Origin of the sequence: Streptomyces sp. NPDC001852, assembly GCF_042891825.1 — a bacterium.
GTDB lineage: Bacteria > Actinomycetota > Actinomycetes > Streptomycetales > Streptomycetaceae > Streptomyces.
Window position 1 is genome coordinate 211154 of the sequence record NZ_JBIATN010000008.1, and the last position, 14980, is coordinate 226133.

Annotated in this window: 13 protein-coding genes and 1 tRNA gene; 5 read left to right on the forward strand and 9 right to left on the reverse strand. The window is 73.4% G+C overall.

What is annotated here, in order from left to right; translation table 11 throughout:
• Nucleotides 1–57: 57 nt before the first annotated feature.
• The 3 genes from ACFYZB_RS16525 to ACFYZB_RS16535 all read left to right on the forward strand — a co-directional run bounded on the left by ACFYZB_RS16525 (nucleotide 58) and on the right by ACFYZB_RS16535 (nucleotide 2762).
• The gene (locus ACFYZB_RS16525) at nucleotides 58–858 is read left to right on the forward strand and encodes a decarboxylase (protein WP_388758900.1); all 801 of its coding nucleotides are present in this window, start codon (nucleotides 58–60) and stop codon (nucleotides 856–858) included.
• Nucleotides 855–1592, forward strand: coding sequence for a decarboxylase (locus ACFYZB_RS16530; RefSeq protein ID WP_351207297.1), 738 nt, complete (start codon nucleotides 855–857; stop codon nucleotides 1590–1592). The genes ACFYZB_RS16525 and ACFYZB_RS16530 overlap by 4 nt, the downstream gene beginning before the upstream one ends.
• Nucleotides 1593–1655: 63 nt before the next feature.
• The gene (locus tag ACFYZB_RS16535; protein ID WP_388758903.1) at nucleotides 1656–2762 is read left to right on the forward strand and encodes an LLM class flavin-dependent oxidoreductase; all 1107 of its coding nucleotides are present in this window, start codon (nucleotides 1656–1658) and stop codon (nucleotides 2760–2762) included.
• Here the strand turns inward: ACFYZB_RS16535 and ACFYZB_RS16540 are convergent.
• Nucleotides 2741–4543: a putative bifunctional diguanylate cyclase/phosphodiesterase gene (locus ACFYZB_RS16540; protein ID WP_388758905.1), complete on the reverse strand. Its 1803-nt coding sequence runs from the start codon at nucleotides 4541–4543 to the stop codon at nucleotides 2741–2743. The two genes, ACFYZB_RS16535 and ACFYZB_RS16540, sit on opposite strands and share 22 nt — an antisense overlap.
• Nucleotides 4544–4874: 331 nt before the next feature.
• Between ACFYZB_RS16540 and ACFYZB_RS16545 the strand changes: the two genes are divergently transcribed.
• Entirely contained in the window at nucleotides 4875–6137 is a 1263-nt protein-coding gene (locus ACFYZB_RS16545; protein ID WP_388758907.1) for a M6 family metalloprotease domain-containing protein, read from the forward strand.
• 67 nt (nucleotides 6138–6204) lie between these two features.
• On the opposite strand, the gene ACFYZB_RS16550 is transcribed toward ACFYZB_RS16545, so the two are convergent.
• From ACFYZB_RS16550 to ACFYZB_RS16580, 7 genes are all read right to left on the reverse strand, one after another.
• A tRNA-Lys gene (locus ACFYZB_RS16550) sits at nucleotides 6205–6278 on the reverse strand.
• Complete coding sequence (locus tag ACFYZB_RS16555; protein ID WP_388758909.1) at nucleotides 6269–6838, reverse strand: bifunctional DNA primase/polymerase; 570 nt, start codon at nucleotides 6836–6838, stop codon at nucleotides 6269–6271. Before ACFYZB_RS16555 ends, ACFYZB_RS16550 begins: the two co-directional genes overlap by 10 nt.
• Before the next feature lie 156 nt (nucleotides 6839–6994).
• Nucleotides 6995–7363: a hypothetical protein gene (locus ACFYZB_RS16560; RefSeq protein WP_351207307.1), complete on the reverse strand. Its 369-nt coding sequence runs from the start codon at nucleotides 7361–7363 to the stop codon at nucleotides 6995–6997.
• A gap of 231 nt (nucleotides 7364–7594) precedes the next feature.
• Nucleotides 7595–8932 (reverse strand): AAA domain-containing protein, encoded by a 1338-nt coding sequence (locus ACFYZB_RS16565; protein WP_388758911.1) that lies wholly within the window; start codon nucleotides 8930–8932, stop codon nucleotides 7595–7597.
• Nucleotides 8929–10527: a hypothetical protein gene (locus ACFYZB_RS16570; protein WP_388758913.1), complete on the reverse strand. Its 1599-nt coding sequence runs from the start codon at nucleotides 10525–10527 to the stop codon at nucleotides 8929–8931. The genes ACFYZB_RS16565 and ACFYZB_RS16570 overlap by 4 nt, the downstream gene beginning before the upstream one ends.
• On the reverse strand, nucleotides 10518–11705 hold the full coding sequence (locus ACFYZB_RS16575; RefSeq protein WP_388758915.1) for a hypothetical protein: 1188 nt from the start codon (nucleotides 11703–11705) through the stop codon (nucleotides 10518–10520). Before ACFYZB_RS16575 ends, ACFYZB_RS16570 begins: the two co-directional genes overlap by 10 nt.
• Nucleotides 11602–12546, reverse strand: a complete 945-nt coding sequence (locus ACFYZB_RS16580; RefSeq protein WP_351207313.1) for a phosphatase PAP2 family protein — start codon at nucleotides 12544–12546, stop codon at nucleotides 11602–11604. The genes ACFYZB_RS16575 and ACFYZB_RS16580 overlap by 104 nt, the downstream gene beginning before the upstream one ends.
• 186 nt (nucleotides 12547–12732) lie before the next feature.
• Here ACFYZB_RS16580 and ACFYZB_RS16585 point away from each other — a divergent pair, with 186 nt between their 5' ends.
• Nucleotides 12733–13329, forward strand: coding sequence for a histidine phosphatase family protein (locus ACFYZB_RS16585; RefSeq protein WP_351207315.1), 597 nt, complete (start codon nucleotides 12733–12735; stop codon nucleotides 13327–13329).
• Nucleotides 13330–13343: 14 nt separating this feature from the next.
• Here ACFYZB_RS16585 and ACFYZB_RS16590 read toward each other — a convergent pair whose 3' ends face one another.
• Nucleotides 13344–14807: a hypothetical protein gene (locus ACFYZB_RS16590; RefSeq protein WP_388758917.1), complete on the reverse strand. Its 1464-nt coding sequence runs from the start codon at nucleotides 14805–14807 to the stop codon at nucleotides 13344–13346.
• Between the last annotated feature and the right edge of the window lie 173 nt (nucleotides 14808–14980).

Below are 14980 nucleotides of genomic sequence, written 5' to 3' on the forward strand. Positions count from 1 at the left end.
CGGGCGTACTCGCGATCCGTTGCCCGCTCGTCTCCCAGCGTGAGGCCGGTGCCAGCCATGGACGTCTCCTTTCTCGGCGGCCCCCGCCCCCAGCGCGGTGTGGGAGTCGTCGCCCCCTTCGACTTCGCCCTGGACCGCGAGCTGTGGCGCTGGGTGCCCGACGAGGTGTCGCTGCATCTGACCCGGACCCCCTTCGTGCCGGTCGAGGTGAGCCTGGACCTGGCCCGCCTGGTGAGCGAGCACGAGACCCTCGGCGACGCCGTCCGCGCGCTGACCGCCGTCGCGCCCGAGGTCGTCGCCTACGCCTGCACCTCCGGCAGCTTCGTCGGCGGGATCGCCGGGGAACGGGCGATGTGCGCGGCGATGAGCCTCGCGGGCGCGCCGCCCTCGGTGACCACCTCCGGAGCGCTGCTCCAGGCCGTGGCCGAGCTGCGGGTACGACGCCTCGCGCTGGTCACGCCGTACACCGTGTCCGTGACCCGGGCGCTGGAGGACTTCGTGGCCGAGGCCGGCGTCGAGGTCACCGGGTGCGCCTTCATGGGCCTGACCCGGCAGATCTGGCAGGTGCCGTACCGGGACGTCGTCGCCATGGCCCGGCAGGCGGTCCGTCCCGGCACCGCCGACGCCCTCTTCATCTCCTGCACCAACCTGCCGACGTACGACGTGATCCCCCAGCTGGAGGCCGAGCTGCGCATCCCCGTGCTCTCCGCCAACCAGGTCACGATGTGGGCTGCGCTGCGCCGGCTGGGTACCCGAGCCGTGGGGCCGTACCAGGCGCTGCTGGACGAGTCGGCGCGCGCCTGGCCCTCCGCACTGCCGGAAGCGACGCCGGAAGAGACGCAGGAAGGCTGGACATGACCGCACTCGGATTCCTCTACCCGGGCCACTCCGCCGAGGACGACTATCCACGCATCGAGCAGCTCCTGGGCAGCGACATCCGGGTGGACCTGGTCCACACCGACATCGGCGAGGACGCGCACCGGGTGGCGGCGCTGCGCGAGATGGGTTCCGCCGAGCGGCTCGCGGCGGGCATGGAGACCCTGCGGCTGACCGGGGCCGAGACGGTGGTGTGGGCGTGCACCAGCGGTGGCTTCGTGCACGGCTGGGAGGGTGCCCAGGAGCAGGTGCGCACGCTCGCCCGGCTGGCCGGGATGCCCGCCTCCTCGACGTCGTTCGCCTTCGTGCACGCGGCCCGGGAGATCGGGGTGCGGCGGGTCGCGGTCGGCGCGACCTATCCGGACGACATCGCCGCCCTGTTCGCGGACTTCCTGCGGGCCGGCGGGCTCGAGGTGACCGGGATGCGGTCCTCGGGGATCGTCACGGCGGCGGAGGTCGGCACGTGGGGCGAGGAGGACGTGCTGACGCTGGCCCGGGCGGCGGACGTCCCCGACGCGGAGGCGGTGCTGCTGCCGGACACCGCGTTGCACACGGCGGCGCATCTGTCGCTGCTGGAGAAGGCGCTGTCCAAGCCCGTGCTCACGGCGAACCAGGTGACGGTGTGGGAGGGGCTGAGGCTCGCCGACCGGCGGGTCAACGCGCCGACGCTGGGGACGCTGTTCACCCGGGAGCCCCTGGTCCAGGTACGGGAATAACCGGAGACTGCCTCCTGTTAGTGGCCCAAGGACAGCCCACGCCACACACAGGAGGCCCACACCGTGTCCGCAGACGAGGCAGACGAGGCAGACGAGATCCGGGGCACGGCGTACGGGACCGCCCCCGTCCCCCTCTCCGTACTGGACCTGGTAACCGTCGGCGCGGGCAGCACCGCCACCGACGCGCTGCGCACCGGTGTGGCGCTGGCCCGGTTCGCCGAGGCCCGCGGCTTCCACCGGTACTGGGTCGCCGAGCACCACTCCATGCCCGGCGTCGCCTCCTCCTCGCCCGCGGTGATCCTCGCCCACCTCGCCGCCCACACCGAGCGCATCCGGCTCGGCTCGGGCGGCGTCATGCTGCCCAACCACGCCCCGCTGGTGATCGCCGAGCAGTTCGGCACGCTGGAGGCGATGGCGCCCGGCCGCATCGACCTCGGTCTGGGCCGCGCCCCCGGCACGGACGGCGCCACGGCCGCGGCCCTGCGCCGTACCGACACCCTGAACGAGGGCGCCGACGACTTCCCGGAGCAGCTCGCCGAGCTCATCCGCTTCCTGGACGACGACTTCCCCGACGGGCACCCCTACCGCAGGATCCACGCGATTCCCGGCCCCGTGCAGGCCACCACCCCCGGCGGCGTCCAGTCCCCGCACCGCCCGCCCGTCTGGCTGCTGGGCTCCTCCGGCTTCAGCGCCCGCCTCGCCGGAATGCTGGGCCTGCCGTTCGCCTTCGCGCACCACTTCTCCGCGCAGAACACCATCCCGGCCCTCGACCTGTACCGGCAGACCTTCCGGCCCTCGGCGGTCCTCGCCGAGCCGTACGCCCTGATCGGCGTCTCCACCCTCGCCACCGACGACGCGCGCGAGGCCCGCCGCCAGACCCGGGCGATGGCCCTGAACATGCTCCGGTTGCGCACCGGCCGGCCCGGCCTCTTCCCCGACCCGGACGAGGCCGAGAAGCACGAGTTCAGCCCCATGGAGGAGGAGTTCATCGCCTCCTGGACGGCCAACATCGTGCACGGCACCGCCGACGAGGTCCGCACCGGCCTGGACGACCTCCACAAACGCACCGGCGCCGACGAGCTGATGCTGGTCTCCCACGCCCACCGAGGCGAACTCCGCCTGCGCTCCTACGAGTTGATCGCGGACGCCTACGGCTTGCCGACCGCGTAGGTCTGCTCGCCGAGCAACTCGGAGATACGATCCGGCGGCACCGGCCGGGAGTACAGCCAGCCCTGACCGGTGTCGCAGCCGATCCGGCGCAGCCGGGTGGCCTGCGCCGAGGTCTCCACGCACTCGGCGGTGACGGTCAGGCCGAGCCGGTGGGCCAGCTGGATCATCGCCTCCACGATGACCTCGTCGGCGGGGTTGGGCGGAACGCCCTTGGGCGCCTCCTCGTACTGGAAGCCGCGCACGAAGGAGCCGTCCAGCTTCAGGACCTTCACCGGCAGCCTGCTCAGGTACGCCAGGTTCGAGTAGCCGGTGCCGAAGTCGTCGATGGCGATGCGCACGCCCATGTCGCTGAGTGCCTGCAGGGCCTGGAGCGGGCGGCCGGCCGAACCCATCACCGCCGACTCGGTCAGCTCCAGCTGGAGCAGGTGCGGGGCGAGGCCCGTCTCGGCCAGGACCTCCGCCACGTCGGCCACCAGGTCGGAGTCCCACACCTGCCGTACGGCCACGTTGACGCTGACGAAGATGGGCGGCTCCGTGGGGTGGTCCAGCTGCCAGCGGCGGGCCTGGCGGCAGGCGGTGACGAGCGCCCAGCGGCCGAGCTGCACGATCGAGCCGTCCTCCTCGGCCAGTCCGATGAACCGATTCGGCGTCAGTGTGCCGAACTGAGGATGATTCCAGCGGATCAACGCCTCGACCCCGGAGAGGCGTCCGTCCTCCATGCCGACCAACGGCTGGTATTCGAGCGCGAATTCGCCTCGGTCGATGGCGGGGCGCAAAGTGGACGACAGGGCCTGACGGGTCATCCGGTGCGCGTTGCGCTCGGGGTCGAACAGGGTCCAGCGCCCCTTGCCGTCGGCCTTCGCCCAGTACAGGGTCGTGTCGGCCGCCTGCATCAGGCCCGTGGCCGTCGTACCCGCCGCGTGCCGCTCGACGACCCCGATGGACGCGGTCAACGACAGCCGCTGCCCGGCCAGATCGAAGGGCTCCTCCAGGGCCTTGAGCACCGACTCGGCGAGATCGGCGAGCTGTTCGGTGCCGGTGGAGTCCTCCACGAGCAGCGCGAACTCGTCGCCGCCCAGCCGGGCCACCAGCGGGGTCACCGCGCGGGCGTAGCCGGCCTCGTCGGCCACCCGGGTCAGCCGCTCGGCAACGGCCGCGAGCAGCCGGTCGCCGACGCGGTGGCCGAGGGTGTCGTTGACCGCCTTGAAGCCGTCGAGGTCCAGGTAGCACAGGCCGATCCGGCCGGTGCCGCTCTGCTCGTACGACTCCGCCTCCAGCGCCACCGTCAGCCGCTCGAAGAACAGCGTGCGGTTGGGCAGCCGGGTCACCGGGTCGTGCATCTGCAAGTGCCGCAGCCGCGCCTGGAGTTCGCGGCGGGCGCTGATGTCCGCGACGGACAGCAGCACCCCGGGCTCCCCGCCGAGCGGGGACACGGTCACCTGCACCCACACCGAGTGCCCCTCGGGGTGCTTCAGCCGGCGGGTGCAGCGCAGCTTCGCCTGCCGGCCGCGCAGGACCTCGCGGTAGGCGTGCCAGCTGCGCGCGTCCGAGGCCAGGTCGACCAGGTCGGCGGCGACCCGCCCGGTCAGGGTGTCCGGGTCGGCGCCGAGCAGCTCGCCGAAGGCCGCGTTGGCGCCGGTCACGAGCCCGGCGCGGTCCACGACGGCCATGGCGATCGGGGCGGCCCCGAAGACACGGTGGTAGGTGGTGTGGTCACTGTCTGTGACGGCTGACCGGTCGAGGTCTGCCGCGGGCGTCGGCCCTTCGGACGTTCCGCTCACCGCTCGCTCCCGCAGTGCACTCGATCTGTGTCCGTGCCTGTCCGTGCCGGAAAGTGTGCCGATCATAGAGGCTGGCCCCGGGCCCTTCCAGCCACTGTCCAGTGTCCCGGACGGAGCACAGTTTCTGACAGATCGTTTCTGCCCGCACGTGGACGGGTTCTTCAGGCCCCCGACCAGTTGTGACGTTGCGTGAGTGTTTCGGGGTGTCGAGCGCCGGAGCGCGTCGGAGCATCCAGAGGGCGCACTCACCCTTGTGGTGCAGGCGAACAGGGCATAATGCGACAAACGCCAGCAATCTGGAGGCGGGTCCCGCGAACCGCGTCCGGAGGTCATGGCCGTGCCCAAGCTGCGCAGCACCGCCGCCGTGTGCACCACGCTGTCGGCGCTCGCCGCGACCTCGATCCTCGGCGGCCCGTCGGCCGCCGAGCCCTTCTCCACGGCCCCCTGCGCCCTGCACCGGACCGACGCCCACCACTCCGAGGGCGCGGACACCTGGAACGCCGACTACACCCGCCCGACCGGCACGCTCGACGCCGTGCTGGTCTTCCTCTCCTTCCCGGACGCCACCCCGCGCACCACCCCCGCCGAGCTGACCGCCGACCACTTCCCGGCCACCAGCAGCTTCTACGAGCAGGCCTCCTACGGCAGGTTCACCCTCCGCCCGCACCCGCTGCAGCACTGGCTGCGCATGCCCCGGCCGTCCACGGCGTACGCCATAAAGCGGGACTGGGACGTGGAGGACCGGGCCGCCTATCTGCGGGACGCGTTCGCGGTGGCCGACAAGGAGGTCGACTTCTCCCGCTACCGGGTCGTGTACTTCGTCGCCGACCCGGACGCGCCCGGCGTCGACTCGGACGCCACGAAGGTCGTCAACCTCGACACGCCCGCCCACGTGGACGGCACCGACGTCCGCCGGGTCGTCACGGTCTTCGAGAAGCACCCGCCGGACCGCCTGGTCCTCGCCCACGAGACCGGTCACGTGTTCGACCTGCCCGACCTCTACCACCGGCCGGTCGACGGCAAGGGCGACTGGGACACCTACGTCGGCGACTGGGACCTGATGGGCAGCCAGTTCGGGCTCGCACCGGACATGTTCGCCTGGCACAAGTGGAAGCTGGGCTGGCTGGATCCCCGCCAGGTGGTGTGCGTGCGCGGCGCGCGGCCGACCCGGCTGACCCTGGAGCCCCTGGAGGCCGGACCCGGCATCCCGATGCAGGGCACGGCGGGCGCGCCGGCCTTCGGCCTGGGGCACGGGGTGAAGCTGGCGATCGTGCGCACCGGGCCCGACAGCGCGCTGGGCTTCGAGGCGCGCGGTCCGGCCGGCAACGACCGGGCCGCCTGCCGTGAGGGCGTCCTGGTGTACCGGATCAGAAGCGGAGCGGAGTCCGGCGGCGGCCCCGTCGAGGTCGTCGACGCCCACCCGCACACCGAGGCCTGCTGGGAGACCTCGGTCTACCCACCCCTCGCCGACGCCCCGGTCGCCCTCGGCGAAAGCTTCACCGTGCCCGGGGAGGGTGTACGGGTGGAGGTGGAGGGGAGGACGGCCTCGGGGGCGTGGACGGTCAAGATCACGCCGGGGGTGGGTGGTGACTGAGTGCCTGGTGTGCATACGAAAACGGCGGGCCTGATTCTTTCGAACCAAGCCCGCCGTTTCCTTCGCGTGCGCCGCCAGGGACTCGAACCCCGGACCCGCTGATTAAGAGTCAGCTGCTCTAACCAACTGAGCTAGCGGCGCCTGCTGACGTCGTAGACCTTAGCATCCTGGTCGGCGGGAGGAAAAATCGATATGCGCACCGCCGCGCGGGCGGCTCGCACGGCCGCCCAGAGCACGACCTCGGGCCCCGGCAGCCAGGGGTGACGGGTGTCCGGGGCGACCAGCCAGCGCGAGTCGCCGGGAGTGTCACAGCCGGCCGGCGCCGGGACGGTCACCGCGTCACCCATGCCGTGACACAGCAGCGGCGGCACCGCCTCCGTACGGTTCGAGCCCCACTCCTCCCAGGCCAGCAGCGAGGGCAGCCGATGGGCCGTGCCGGGCGCGGTGAACAGCAGCACGCGGCCCCGGAACACCGCGACCGGGCCCGAGCCCGGCCCGTCGTCCCACAGCCGGTCCAGCATCCGGCGGCCGAAGATCGCCGGGGCGCTCACCACGTCGAAGACGGTGCCGCAGGGCAGGACGACCGGGGCGTCCGGGCGCTCCTCCCACAGGGCCAGGGTGCTCCGCGGATACGCGCCCGCCGAGGCGAGCCAGTCGACGCCGTCGGAGGTGATGCGGGTGACGTTCGGTGCGCTGCTCATGCCACCCAGATGTACCGGGCGTGAGGGGGCGGTTCTTCTGAGTTGCCGAAAACCGGGACAGAGGCGGTGGGGGAGGAGTATCTTGCCCGCCTGGCATATGCCAGGCGGGTTACTCAAGGGATGGGCGTTGACGACCGGGCTTGACGTGGCCGGGGGTCACACGGGATCGGGGTACGTCCGCCCCTCGGCGTTGCCCCGCATCAGGTCCCGCCCGAACTCGACCATCTTCTTCGCGTAGTCCTCGGTCCACTCCGCCCGCTCGGCGATGTCCCCCGGGGTCAGCCGGTCGAACCGGCGCGGGTCGGCGAGCTGGGCCGCCGCGATGGCCTGGAACTCCACGGCCCGGTCGGCGGCCGCACGGAACGCCTGCGTCAGCTCCGTGGCTCTGGCCAGCAGCGCCCGCGGATCCTCGATCGACTCCAGGTCGAAGAAGTGCTCGGGATCGCCGGCCGCCTCCGCGGGCTCGAAGATCAGAGGCGCGGGGCGTAGCCGCGGTTCGTTACGACGCGGCGTGGGCTCCGCCATGTCCTGTCTCCTCCTCGTACGGTTCGCTCGGCACCGCCTTCAGGTGGTCCACCGTCCATTGTCCCGCGCCCATGCAAGGGGCCCTCATGGACGAAGGCTCACCCGGTGTTCCGCCAGATGTGCCAGCACCGCGTGGTTCGCCTCCCAGCCGTCCGGGCTGTTTTCGTCGGCCGCCTCCGGCGGCGTGCCGGACTCCGTCCGGCGAGGTGGCGGTGATGGGCTGGGCGCGCGTCAGGGGTGCCAGCTCACCCGGTGTTCCGCCAGATGTGCCAGCACCGCGTGGTTCGCCTCCCAGCCGTCCGGGAACTTCACCAGGGTGCCCAGCTGGACCGGTTCCGTGGACGGGTAGGCGTCCAGCAGGTCGCCGACGCCCGCGCGGCAGACCACGATGCAGGCGTGGCGGTGCCGGGAGGCAAGGACGCACAGGCGGCCGGTCTCCAGGTGGAACGCGGTGGCGTCGGGGCGGCCGGAGAGTGGGTGCAGGACGACCGTGACGTCGTACTCCCGGCCCTGGAGGCGGTTCGCGGTGTCCACCGTGACGTCCGCCACGCCCAGCTCGGCGAGCGCCGCGCGCACCGCCGCCGCCTGGTCGCGGTGGGCCGTGCCGACGGCGATGCGGTCGGCGGTGAGGGGGGCGGGCCCGTCCGAGCGCTCGGAGAGCGCCGCGCCGCCCCTGTCCAGCATGCGGCGGACGACCGTCGCCACCGCCCGCACCGCCTCCGGATCCGTGCGCGGGGTGTGCCGGGCGGGCAGTTCCAGCAGGCCCCAGCCGGATTCGGCCGCCTCGTCGATCACCCGGTCCGGGCCGGAGCCGTCCGAGGGCACCGCGAAGGCCAGCCTGCGGTCGCCGTGGCCGGTCCCGCTGCGGAACGGGGTGTACGGGTAGAACGCGTCCGAGACCAGCGGCGCCGCCGAGGCGGGCAGACGCCAGGAGACCGGCAGGCGGTGCTGGGGCAGGCCGGGGTTGTGGGCCAGCAGGGTGGTCACGGCGGAGGCCGAGGGGTCGTACGACAGCCCCGCCCACTGCTCGCTGCCGACGATCGCGAACGGGTCCAGCTGCCCGGGGTCGCCGACGAACAGCGCCCGCTCGAACAGGCCCGCCACGGCCAGCAGGGAGTCGGAGCGCATCTGGTACGCCTCGTCCACGATCGCGTGCCGCCAGGGCTCGTCCACCGTGACGTGCGCCCACTTCGCGGCCGTGGAGAGGACCACCGGCAGGGCGTTCAGCTCGGCCGCCTTCGCCGACGTGCGGACCTGCGGCAGGTCGTCCAGCGCCTTGTCGTAGGGGTCGGTGTCGCTGCTGTGCAGGCGGCCGACCGGCAGCTCCGGGTTCTTCTCGGCGAGCCGCAGGACGAGGTCGTCCACCTGGGCGTTGGTCTGTGCCACCACCATCAACGGGCGCCCGGCGTCGGCCAGTTCGAGGGCCGCGCGGACCACGAGGGTCGACTTGCCGGCACCCGGCGGGGAGTCCACGACCACACCGCGCTCGCTGCCGTGCAGGGTGTCGTGGAGGATCGCGTCGGTGGCGCGGGCGGCAGCCGCCCCGGGGTCGAAGCCGACCGTCGTCACAGCACATCCTCCTCGGTCACCGTGTCGGGGGCCTCCGGTACGGCCTCGCCCGGCGGGCCGCCGTGCGTCCACGGGGTCTCCTCCGGGTCGGGCAGCTTCGCGCCGCCGCGCTGCTCGTGCTCGAAGAGGGTGAAACAGAGCCGGTCGCCCTTCTCCGGCACCGAACCGGGCTCCGGCTCCTTGCCGCGGCCCATCTTGTCCAGAATGCGCAGCACCAGCACACCCCCGTCCGAGGAGCCCTCGTACCCGACGAACTCCGCCGACTGCGGCTTGCCGCCCAGCGAGCGGTACGCCTTCGCACGCTCGGCGAGATGCGGCCGGTCGTCCGTGCGGACCGTCACCAGCGGGCGCGGGCTCGGCCGCTTGCCCTCGCTGTACGCCATGACGACATCGGTCACCTCGCCCGCGAACGCCTCCCCGGCCAGCCGCCGTCCCGCCATCACCAGCGGGTCGTCCAGCGCCTCCTGCGCATCGAGGCGGGCCTGCTCCCGCTCGTGCGTGGCCAGCTTGTTCGCCGCCGTCACCGCGTCGTCCCGGCGCGGCTGCGGGGGCTCGCCCGCCAGCACCCGGTCGCGGTGGCCGGTGAACGACCAGCGGTCCCGGGTCCAGCGCTCTTCCACGCGCGCGCCCTCCGGCAGCGCCCGCAGCAGGTCCAGGCCCCGCCAGACCGCGTCCCAGGTGGGCCGGGTGCGGCTTTCCACCAGGTCGCGGATCTCCCGCTCGGCCGCCGTGAGCGCGGCCAGCCGGTCTTCGGCGGCCAGGGCGTCCTCGGCGGCGGCGAGGGCGGTGCGTGCCCGGTCGTAGCGCTCGATCGCGGGGGCCAGCAGTCTGTTGTCGAACGCCGGGTCGGTGGCGGGCCCGGCCGGCGGGCACAGCAACTGGCCGGCGGGATCCCGCGCCAGCTCGGCCCGCCGCGCGGCCTCGGCGCCGTTCGCTCCCTCCGGAGGGTCGATCCAGGCGAGCAGCGCGCCCAGGTGCTGGTCCTCCAGGCTGGACTGGCCGGTCGCCCAGTGCCGGGACAGCACGTCGGTCAGGGCGAGCAGGAGGGAGGAGCCGGGGACGCGGGACCGCTCGCCGTAGTGGGTCAGCCAGCGGCCGAGCAGCGGCACCCGGGGCGGCGCCGGATAGGGGGCCTCCGGTTCCTGCTCGGCGGTCCGGCGGAAACGCATCGAGCGGCCGAGGAGCCGTACGAAGTCCAGGCCGGCCCGGCTCGGCACGATCAGCTGGGGAGCGTCCGCGCACAGCTCCACCTCGACCTTGACCCGCTTGCCGGTCTCCGGGTCCGTCTCGGTGCGCTCGGCCGCCTCCACGGACCCGGCGTAGGAGTCGAGGTACGGCAGGACGACGTCGGCCAGGTCGGCGAGGAAGGAGAAGCGCAGGTCGCGGTCGCGGGGCTGGGGTACGACCAGCAGGCGCGGCGCGTCCCGGTCGGTGCCGACCAGCGCGCCGAGCGGGGCGCCCGCCTCACCGGCGGTGGTGAGCGGCACGAACACCAGCGGGCGGGCCGAGAGATGCCGGTGCCGGACGGTCGCGACGGGCTGGGCGCGGCCGCTGCTGACGGCCTCGAGGCGGGCGAGGGTGGCGATCAGGGACACGGGGCGGCCTCCCGGGCGGACTCCAGGGCCTCCGCGCGCAGGGCCGCCGCCCGGCGCAGGGCCGCGACCGCCGGGTCCTCCGGGTCGCCGCGCTCACCGCGGGCCGCCGCGAGGACGTCCTCGACCGTGGTCAGACCGCCCAGTTCCGCCCGCACCGGCCGGCCCAGGCGGGTGACGGCACCCTCCTCGCGGGAGCGTTCCCGGCAGTGGAAGGCCAGTTCGCACGCGGACAGGCACTCGGGCGCGTACGCCGCCGGTACCGCCTCGACGGCCGCCGTCAGCTCATCGGCGCTCCGGTCGGGCGCGAAGCACGTGCCCTCGGGCAGGGTCCGGGCGATCTCCTCGATCCGGGTGAGCCGGGCCAGCTGGCGGGCGGTGACCGCGCGCTGCTTGCGGATGTCGACGGCGGAGGCCGCGGGCAGGTTGGAGAAGTCCTTCGGGCACACCAGCAGCACCCGGTGGTGCACGCGCGGGGGAGGATCCAGCCGCGCGGCGACCTCCTCCAGGGCCAGTACGTACACCGCGGCCTGCCGGGCGGCCGCGCCGACCTTCGCCGGGTCCGCCGAGCCGTCCAGCATCGGGAAGGACTTGATCTCCACCACCGACCAGCTGCCGTCCGGGTGCACGACCACCGCGTCCGGCTCCAGGAAGGCGAGCGAGCCGGCCACGTCCAGGGCGAGCATCGGGTGGTCCAGCAGGGTCCAGCCGCCCGCCTGCGTGGCCTCGCGCAGCGCCAGCGCCGTACGGGCCGTACGCCCCTCGGGGCCGTGCGCGGTCAGGTCGGGTACGGCGGCCCCGGCCGGCGGTTCGGCGCCCGGGTCCAGCCGGGTGTGCGCCAGCCGCAGCAGCTCCGCGCCGCCGTCGGCCTTCACCTTCGCCTCGAACGCGTTCCCGCGCGTCAGCGCGAACTGCGACTGACCGAACCCGGACGGGGCGCCCAGCGCGCTCGCCAGCCGTGCCTTGTCCACGCCGGCGCCGTCCAGGATCGCCCGCCGCGCGCACCCGGGGTTCGCGGCGAGCGCCGCGAGGGCGCGCGCGTCCAGGGCCTTGGCCGGTACATCGGGACCGCGCAGCTCAGCGAGCCGGTGCCGCAGCCCCTTCTCCCGCGTCGCTGGGGGAGGCGTCGGGTTCGGCCCCGGCGTCGAGTTGCGACTCGCGCTGCCGTGGAATTCGCTCACCCGCGGAAGTCTGGCATCCGGCACTGACAATCGGGGAACCCGTGCCCTCCGTGACCGGTGTGCGGCGCGGGAACAGGCGGTCCCGGACGAGGTCCAGGACCCGCATGACGTACGGCGCGAGCAGGGCGCCGACGCCCATCACGGCGATGCCCGCGACCGCGTCGAGCAGGTAGTGGTTGGCGGTGCCCATGACCACGAGGGCGGTGCCCAGCGGATAGAGGACACCGAGGATCTTCGCCACGCGCGTGCCGCCGTGCCGCCACAGCATCAGCCCGCACCACAGCGCCCAGCCGACGTGCAGGCTCGGCATGGCCGCGTACTGGTTGGTCATGCCGCCCATGCCGCGCGGCGCGCTCGCCTCGCCGCCCCACCAGCCGTAGGAGCTGTAGTGCGCCATGGTGTCCACGAAGCCGTTCCCGGCGGACAGCAGCCGGGGCGGGCAGGTCGGCAGCAGCGTGAAGCCGATCAGGCCGATGAACGTGGACGTCATCAGCCAGGTGCGGGCCCGCCGGTAGTGCTCGGCGTGGGCCCGGAACAGCCACACCAGGATGACGGGCGTGACCAGGTAGTGCAGCGAGGCGTACCAGAAGTCGGCCGGCACCCCGAGCCAGGGCTCGCGCGTGAAGAGCCGGTTGAGCGGGTGCTCGGCGTTGAGGCTCAGGGCCTTCTCGATGCGCAGGATCGCCAGGCCGTGGTCGACGGCGGAGGAGACGTCACCGCGGGCGAGGAGGCGGCCGGCCGAGTAGCAGCCGTAGACCAGGAGTATCAGGGGCAGCTCGGTCCACCAGCGCAGCCGGGTACGCGGGACCACCTCGGTGCCCGGTGTCTCGGTCTGCGGCATCCGATCGCCCTCCCCCTTCTCGCTGTACGGCGCGCCCCGGAGGGCGACCGTGACACTTTACGGTGTCCGTATCCCCGCCCATGAGGGCGCTCCGGCCCACAAAGACGCCGAGATCGCCCGCCGGGTTGCCCCGGAACCGGTTGAGCGATGATGGGACGGTCCCCTTCGCTTCCGGAAAGGTCTCTCATGGCACCGCGCATCCTGCTGGCCCGGCACGGACAGACGGAATGGTCACTGTCCGGAAGGCACACCGGCAGGACCGACGTGCCGCTGCTGGAAGAGGGCCGGCGGGGAGCCAAGCTGCTCGGCGAACGACTGCACCGGGCCCCGCTGGACGGGCTGCCCGGGGCGGAGGTGCGCACCAGTCCGCTGGTACGCGCGCGTGAAACCTGCGAACTGGCCGGCTTCGGCGACCGGGCCACCGTCTGGGACACCCTTATGGAGTGGGACTACGGCGCCTACGAGGGCATGACCCCGGCCGAGATCCAGGCCGTGCGGCCGGGGTGGCTGATCTGGCGGGACGGGGTGCCGCAGGGGGAGAGCCTCGCCGACGTGACCGCACGCGCGGACGAGGTGGTCTCCTGGGCCCGCTCGGCCGACCGCGACGTCCTGGTCTTCGCCCACGGCCACATCCTGCGCTCCATAGGCGCGCGGTGGCTGGGCCTGCCGCTGGACTTCGCGGCCCGGATCCGCCTCAACCCGACCTCACTGTCCGTACTGGGCTGGGCGTACGGCGAACCGGCGATCGAGAGCTGGAACGACCTGGGGCACTTGGCGCCCTGAAGCGGTGACCACGGTCAGGCCCTCCCCGTCCTCGGCATGGAGGCATGCCGGTCCAGGAAGTCGGACACCCCCGACGCCCGCCGGTGAGGCAACAGCACCCGCGCCGTCCCCGCCAGCATGCTCTGGATACGCGAGGACTGGACCTGGTCCAGCAGGGAGAGCACGCGCATGCCGGCGGCCGCCGCCTCGTCCGGCCGCCCCTCACGGGCGAGATCATCGGCCAGCTCGGCGGTGTACAGCGCGATGTTCCGGGTGAAGTGAGGATCCTGCAGCTCGGCCGCGCGATGCGCGTGCCGTGACGCCCGCCGCCAGTCGCCCAGCATGGACCAGCACTGCGCCTCCAGCCCCTCCAGCTCGGCCTCGCCGTAGAAACTCATCCACTCGGGGTCGGCCTCCGAGCGGCCCCGGACGAAGAGCGTCTGGGCCCGCACGAGGGCCTGTTCACACCCCGTGCGGTCGGCGAGCCCCGCCCAGCCGCCGGCTTCGCGCAGCGCGAGCAGGGACATCAGGCGCGCCGAACCCAGCGGAGCGGCCGCGCGCTGGGCGGCCTGCGCGGCGCGGACCGCCTCGCGGGGGCGGCCGGCGTCCCGCGCCAGGAACGCGGTGTTGCAGAAGGCGTGCGCCTCCAGCGCCGCGTCCCCGGTCATCCGGGCCGTGGCCAGCGCCTCCGCGTAGTGCGAGCGGGCGTCGTCGAAGCGGCCGGAGTCGTGCGCCAGCCAACCCACGGAGATGGCCAGTTCACCGGCGCCCGAGTGCAGCCGTTCGGCGGTGGTCTGCCGGGTCGCGCCGGCGTCCAGCAGTGCGTAGGCCGCGCGCAACGGAGCCGCCGCGCGCCGGTAGAGGCCGTCCGCGCCGTGCCGGTCGTCGAGCAGCCGGATCCGGCGGACGGCCTCCTCCAGGGCGAGCGCCTCCGGGGTTCCGGGCCGGCGAGCGGTCCGGACCGCGGCCGCGGCGTCCGTGGTGAGCCCCAGTGGGCTCAGCGTGGCGGCGGCCACCGTGGCGCCTCCGCCGGTCATGAATGCGCGACGCAGCACGTCGCTCTCCTCGTGGTTCAGATGGTCTTTCGCGTACGGTTCTGGCGCGCCGCACGGGTCCTGCGTGTCATACGGTTCGAAGGCCCCCCGTGACTCACCGGGCGGCTGTGCGGCGACGGGTTCCCCGGGCACCGCCGCCGCCGTACGCGCCGTGCGGCCGCGGACGGCCGAGCGGGGCGCGAAGCCGAGGTCGGTGAGCGTGCGGCCGGGGAACATGTGCAGGAACACCCGTTCGTACGCGTAGTTCGGGCAACGGATCTCGCCCGCCTCGACCCTGCCGACGTACCGCGCGTCACAGCTCACCCGCTCACCGATCTCGCGCGCGGCGCGCCGTACGAGCGCCGCGAACTCGGCCGGTGAGCGCGTGCCGCGCAGTCGCCGGAAGGCGAGGTTCGGCCGGGGTGGCCGTTCGGGCTGTGACGCGGTCTCGGTTGACGACGCCATGGCCGGGTCCTCTCGTGCGAACCGTCGAACCATGCCGGGCCCGGGGCGATCCGTGACGAGTTGTCCGAGTGGCGCCCTGGGTCCGGCGGGCATGAACGTACCTGCTGTGAAGGACCCGCCACGCTGTGTTTGGCTACAAATCGGATATCTCATCCATGATCTGCCATGAAGTG

Excerpts from the sequence above, each read along its gene's own strand:
- ACFYZB_RS16525 (WP_388758900.1), top strand. The coding sequence starts at position 58 with ATGGACGTCTCCTTTCTCGGCGGCCCCCGCCCCCAGCGCGGTGTGGGA.
- ACFYZB_RS16530 (WP_351207297.1), top strand. The coding sequence starts at position 855 with ATGACCGCACTCGGATTCCTCTACCCGGGCCACTCCGCCGAGGACGAC.
- ACFYZB_RS16545 (WP_388758907.1), top strand. The coding sequence starts at position 4,875 with ATGGCCGTGCCCAAGCTGCGCAGCACCGCCGCCGTGTGCACCACGCTG.
- ACFYZB_RS16555 (WP_388758909.1), bottom strand. The coding sequence starts at position 6,838 with ATGAGCAGCGCACCGAACGTCACCCGCATCACCTCCGACGGCGTCGAC.
- ACFYZB_RS16560 (WP_351207307.1), bottom strand. The coding sequence starts at position 7,363 with ATGGCGGAGCCCACGCCGCGTCGTAACGAACCGCGGCTACGCCCCGCG.
- ACFYZB_RS16580 (WP_351207313.1), bottom strand. The coding sequence starts at position 12,546 with ATGCCGCAGACCGAGACACCGGGCACCGAGGTGGTCCCGCGTACCCGG.
- ACFYZB_RS16585 (WP_351207315.1), top strand. The coding sequence starts at position 12,733 with ATGGCACCGCGCATCCTGCTGGCCCGGCACGGACAGACGGAATGGTCA.
- ACFYZB_RS16590 (WP_388758917.1), bottom strand. The coding sequence starts at position 14,807 with ATGGCGTCGTCAACCGAGACCGCGTCACAGCCCGAACGGCCACCCCGG.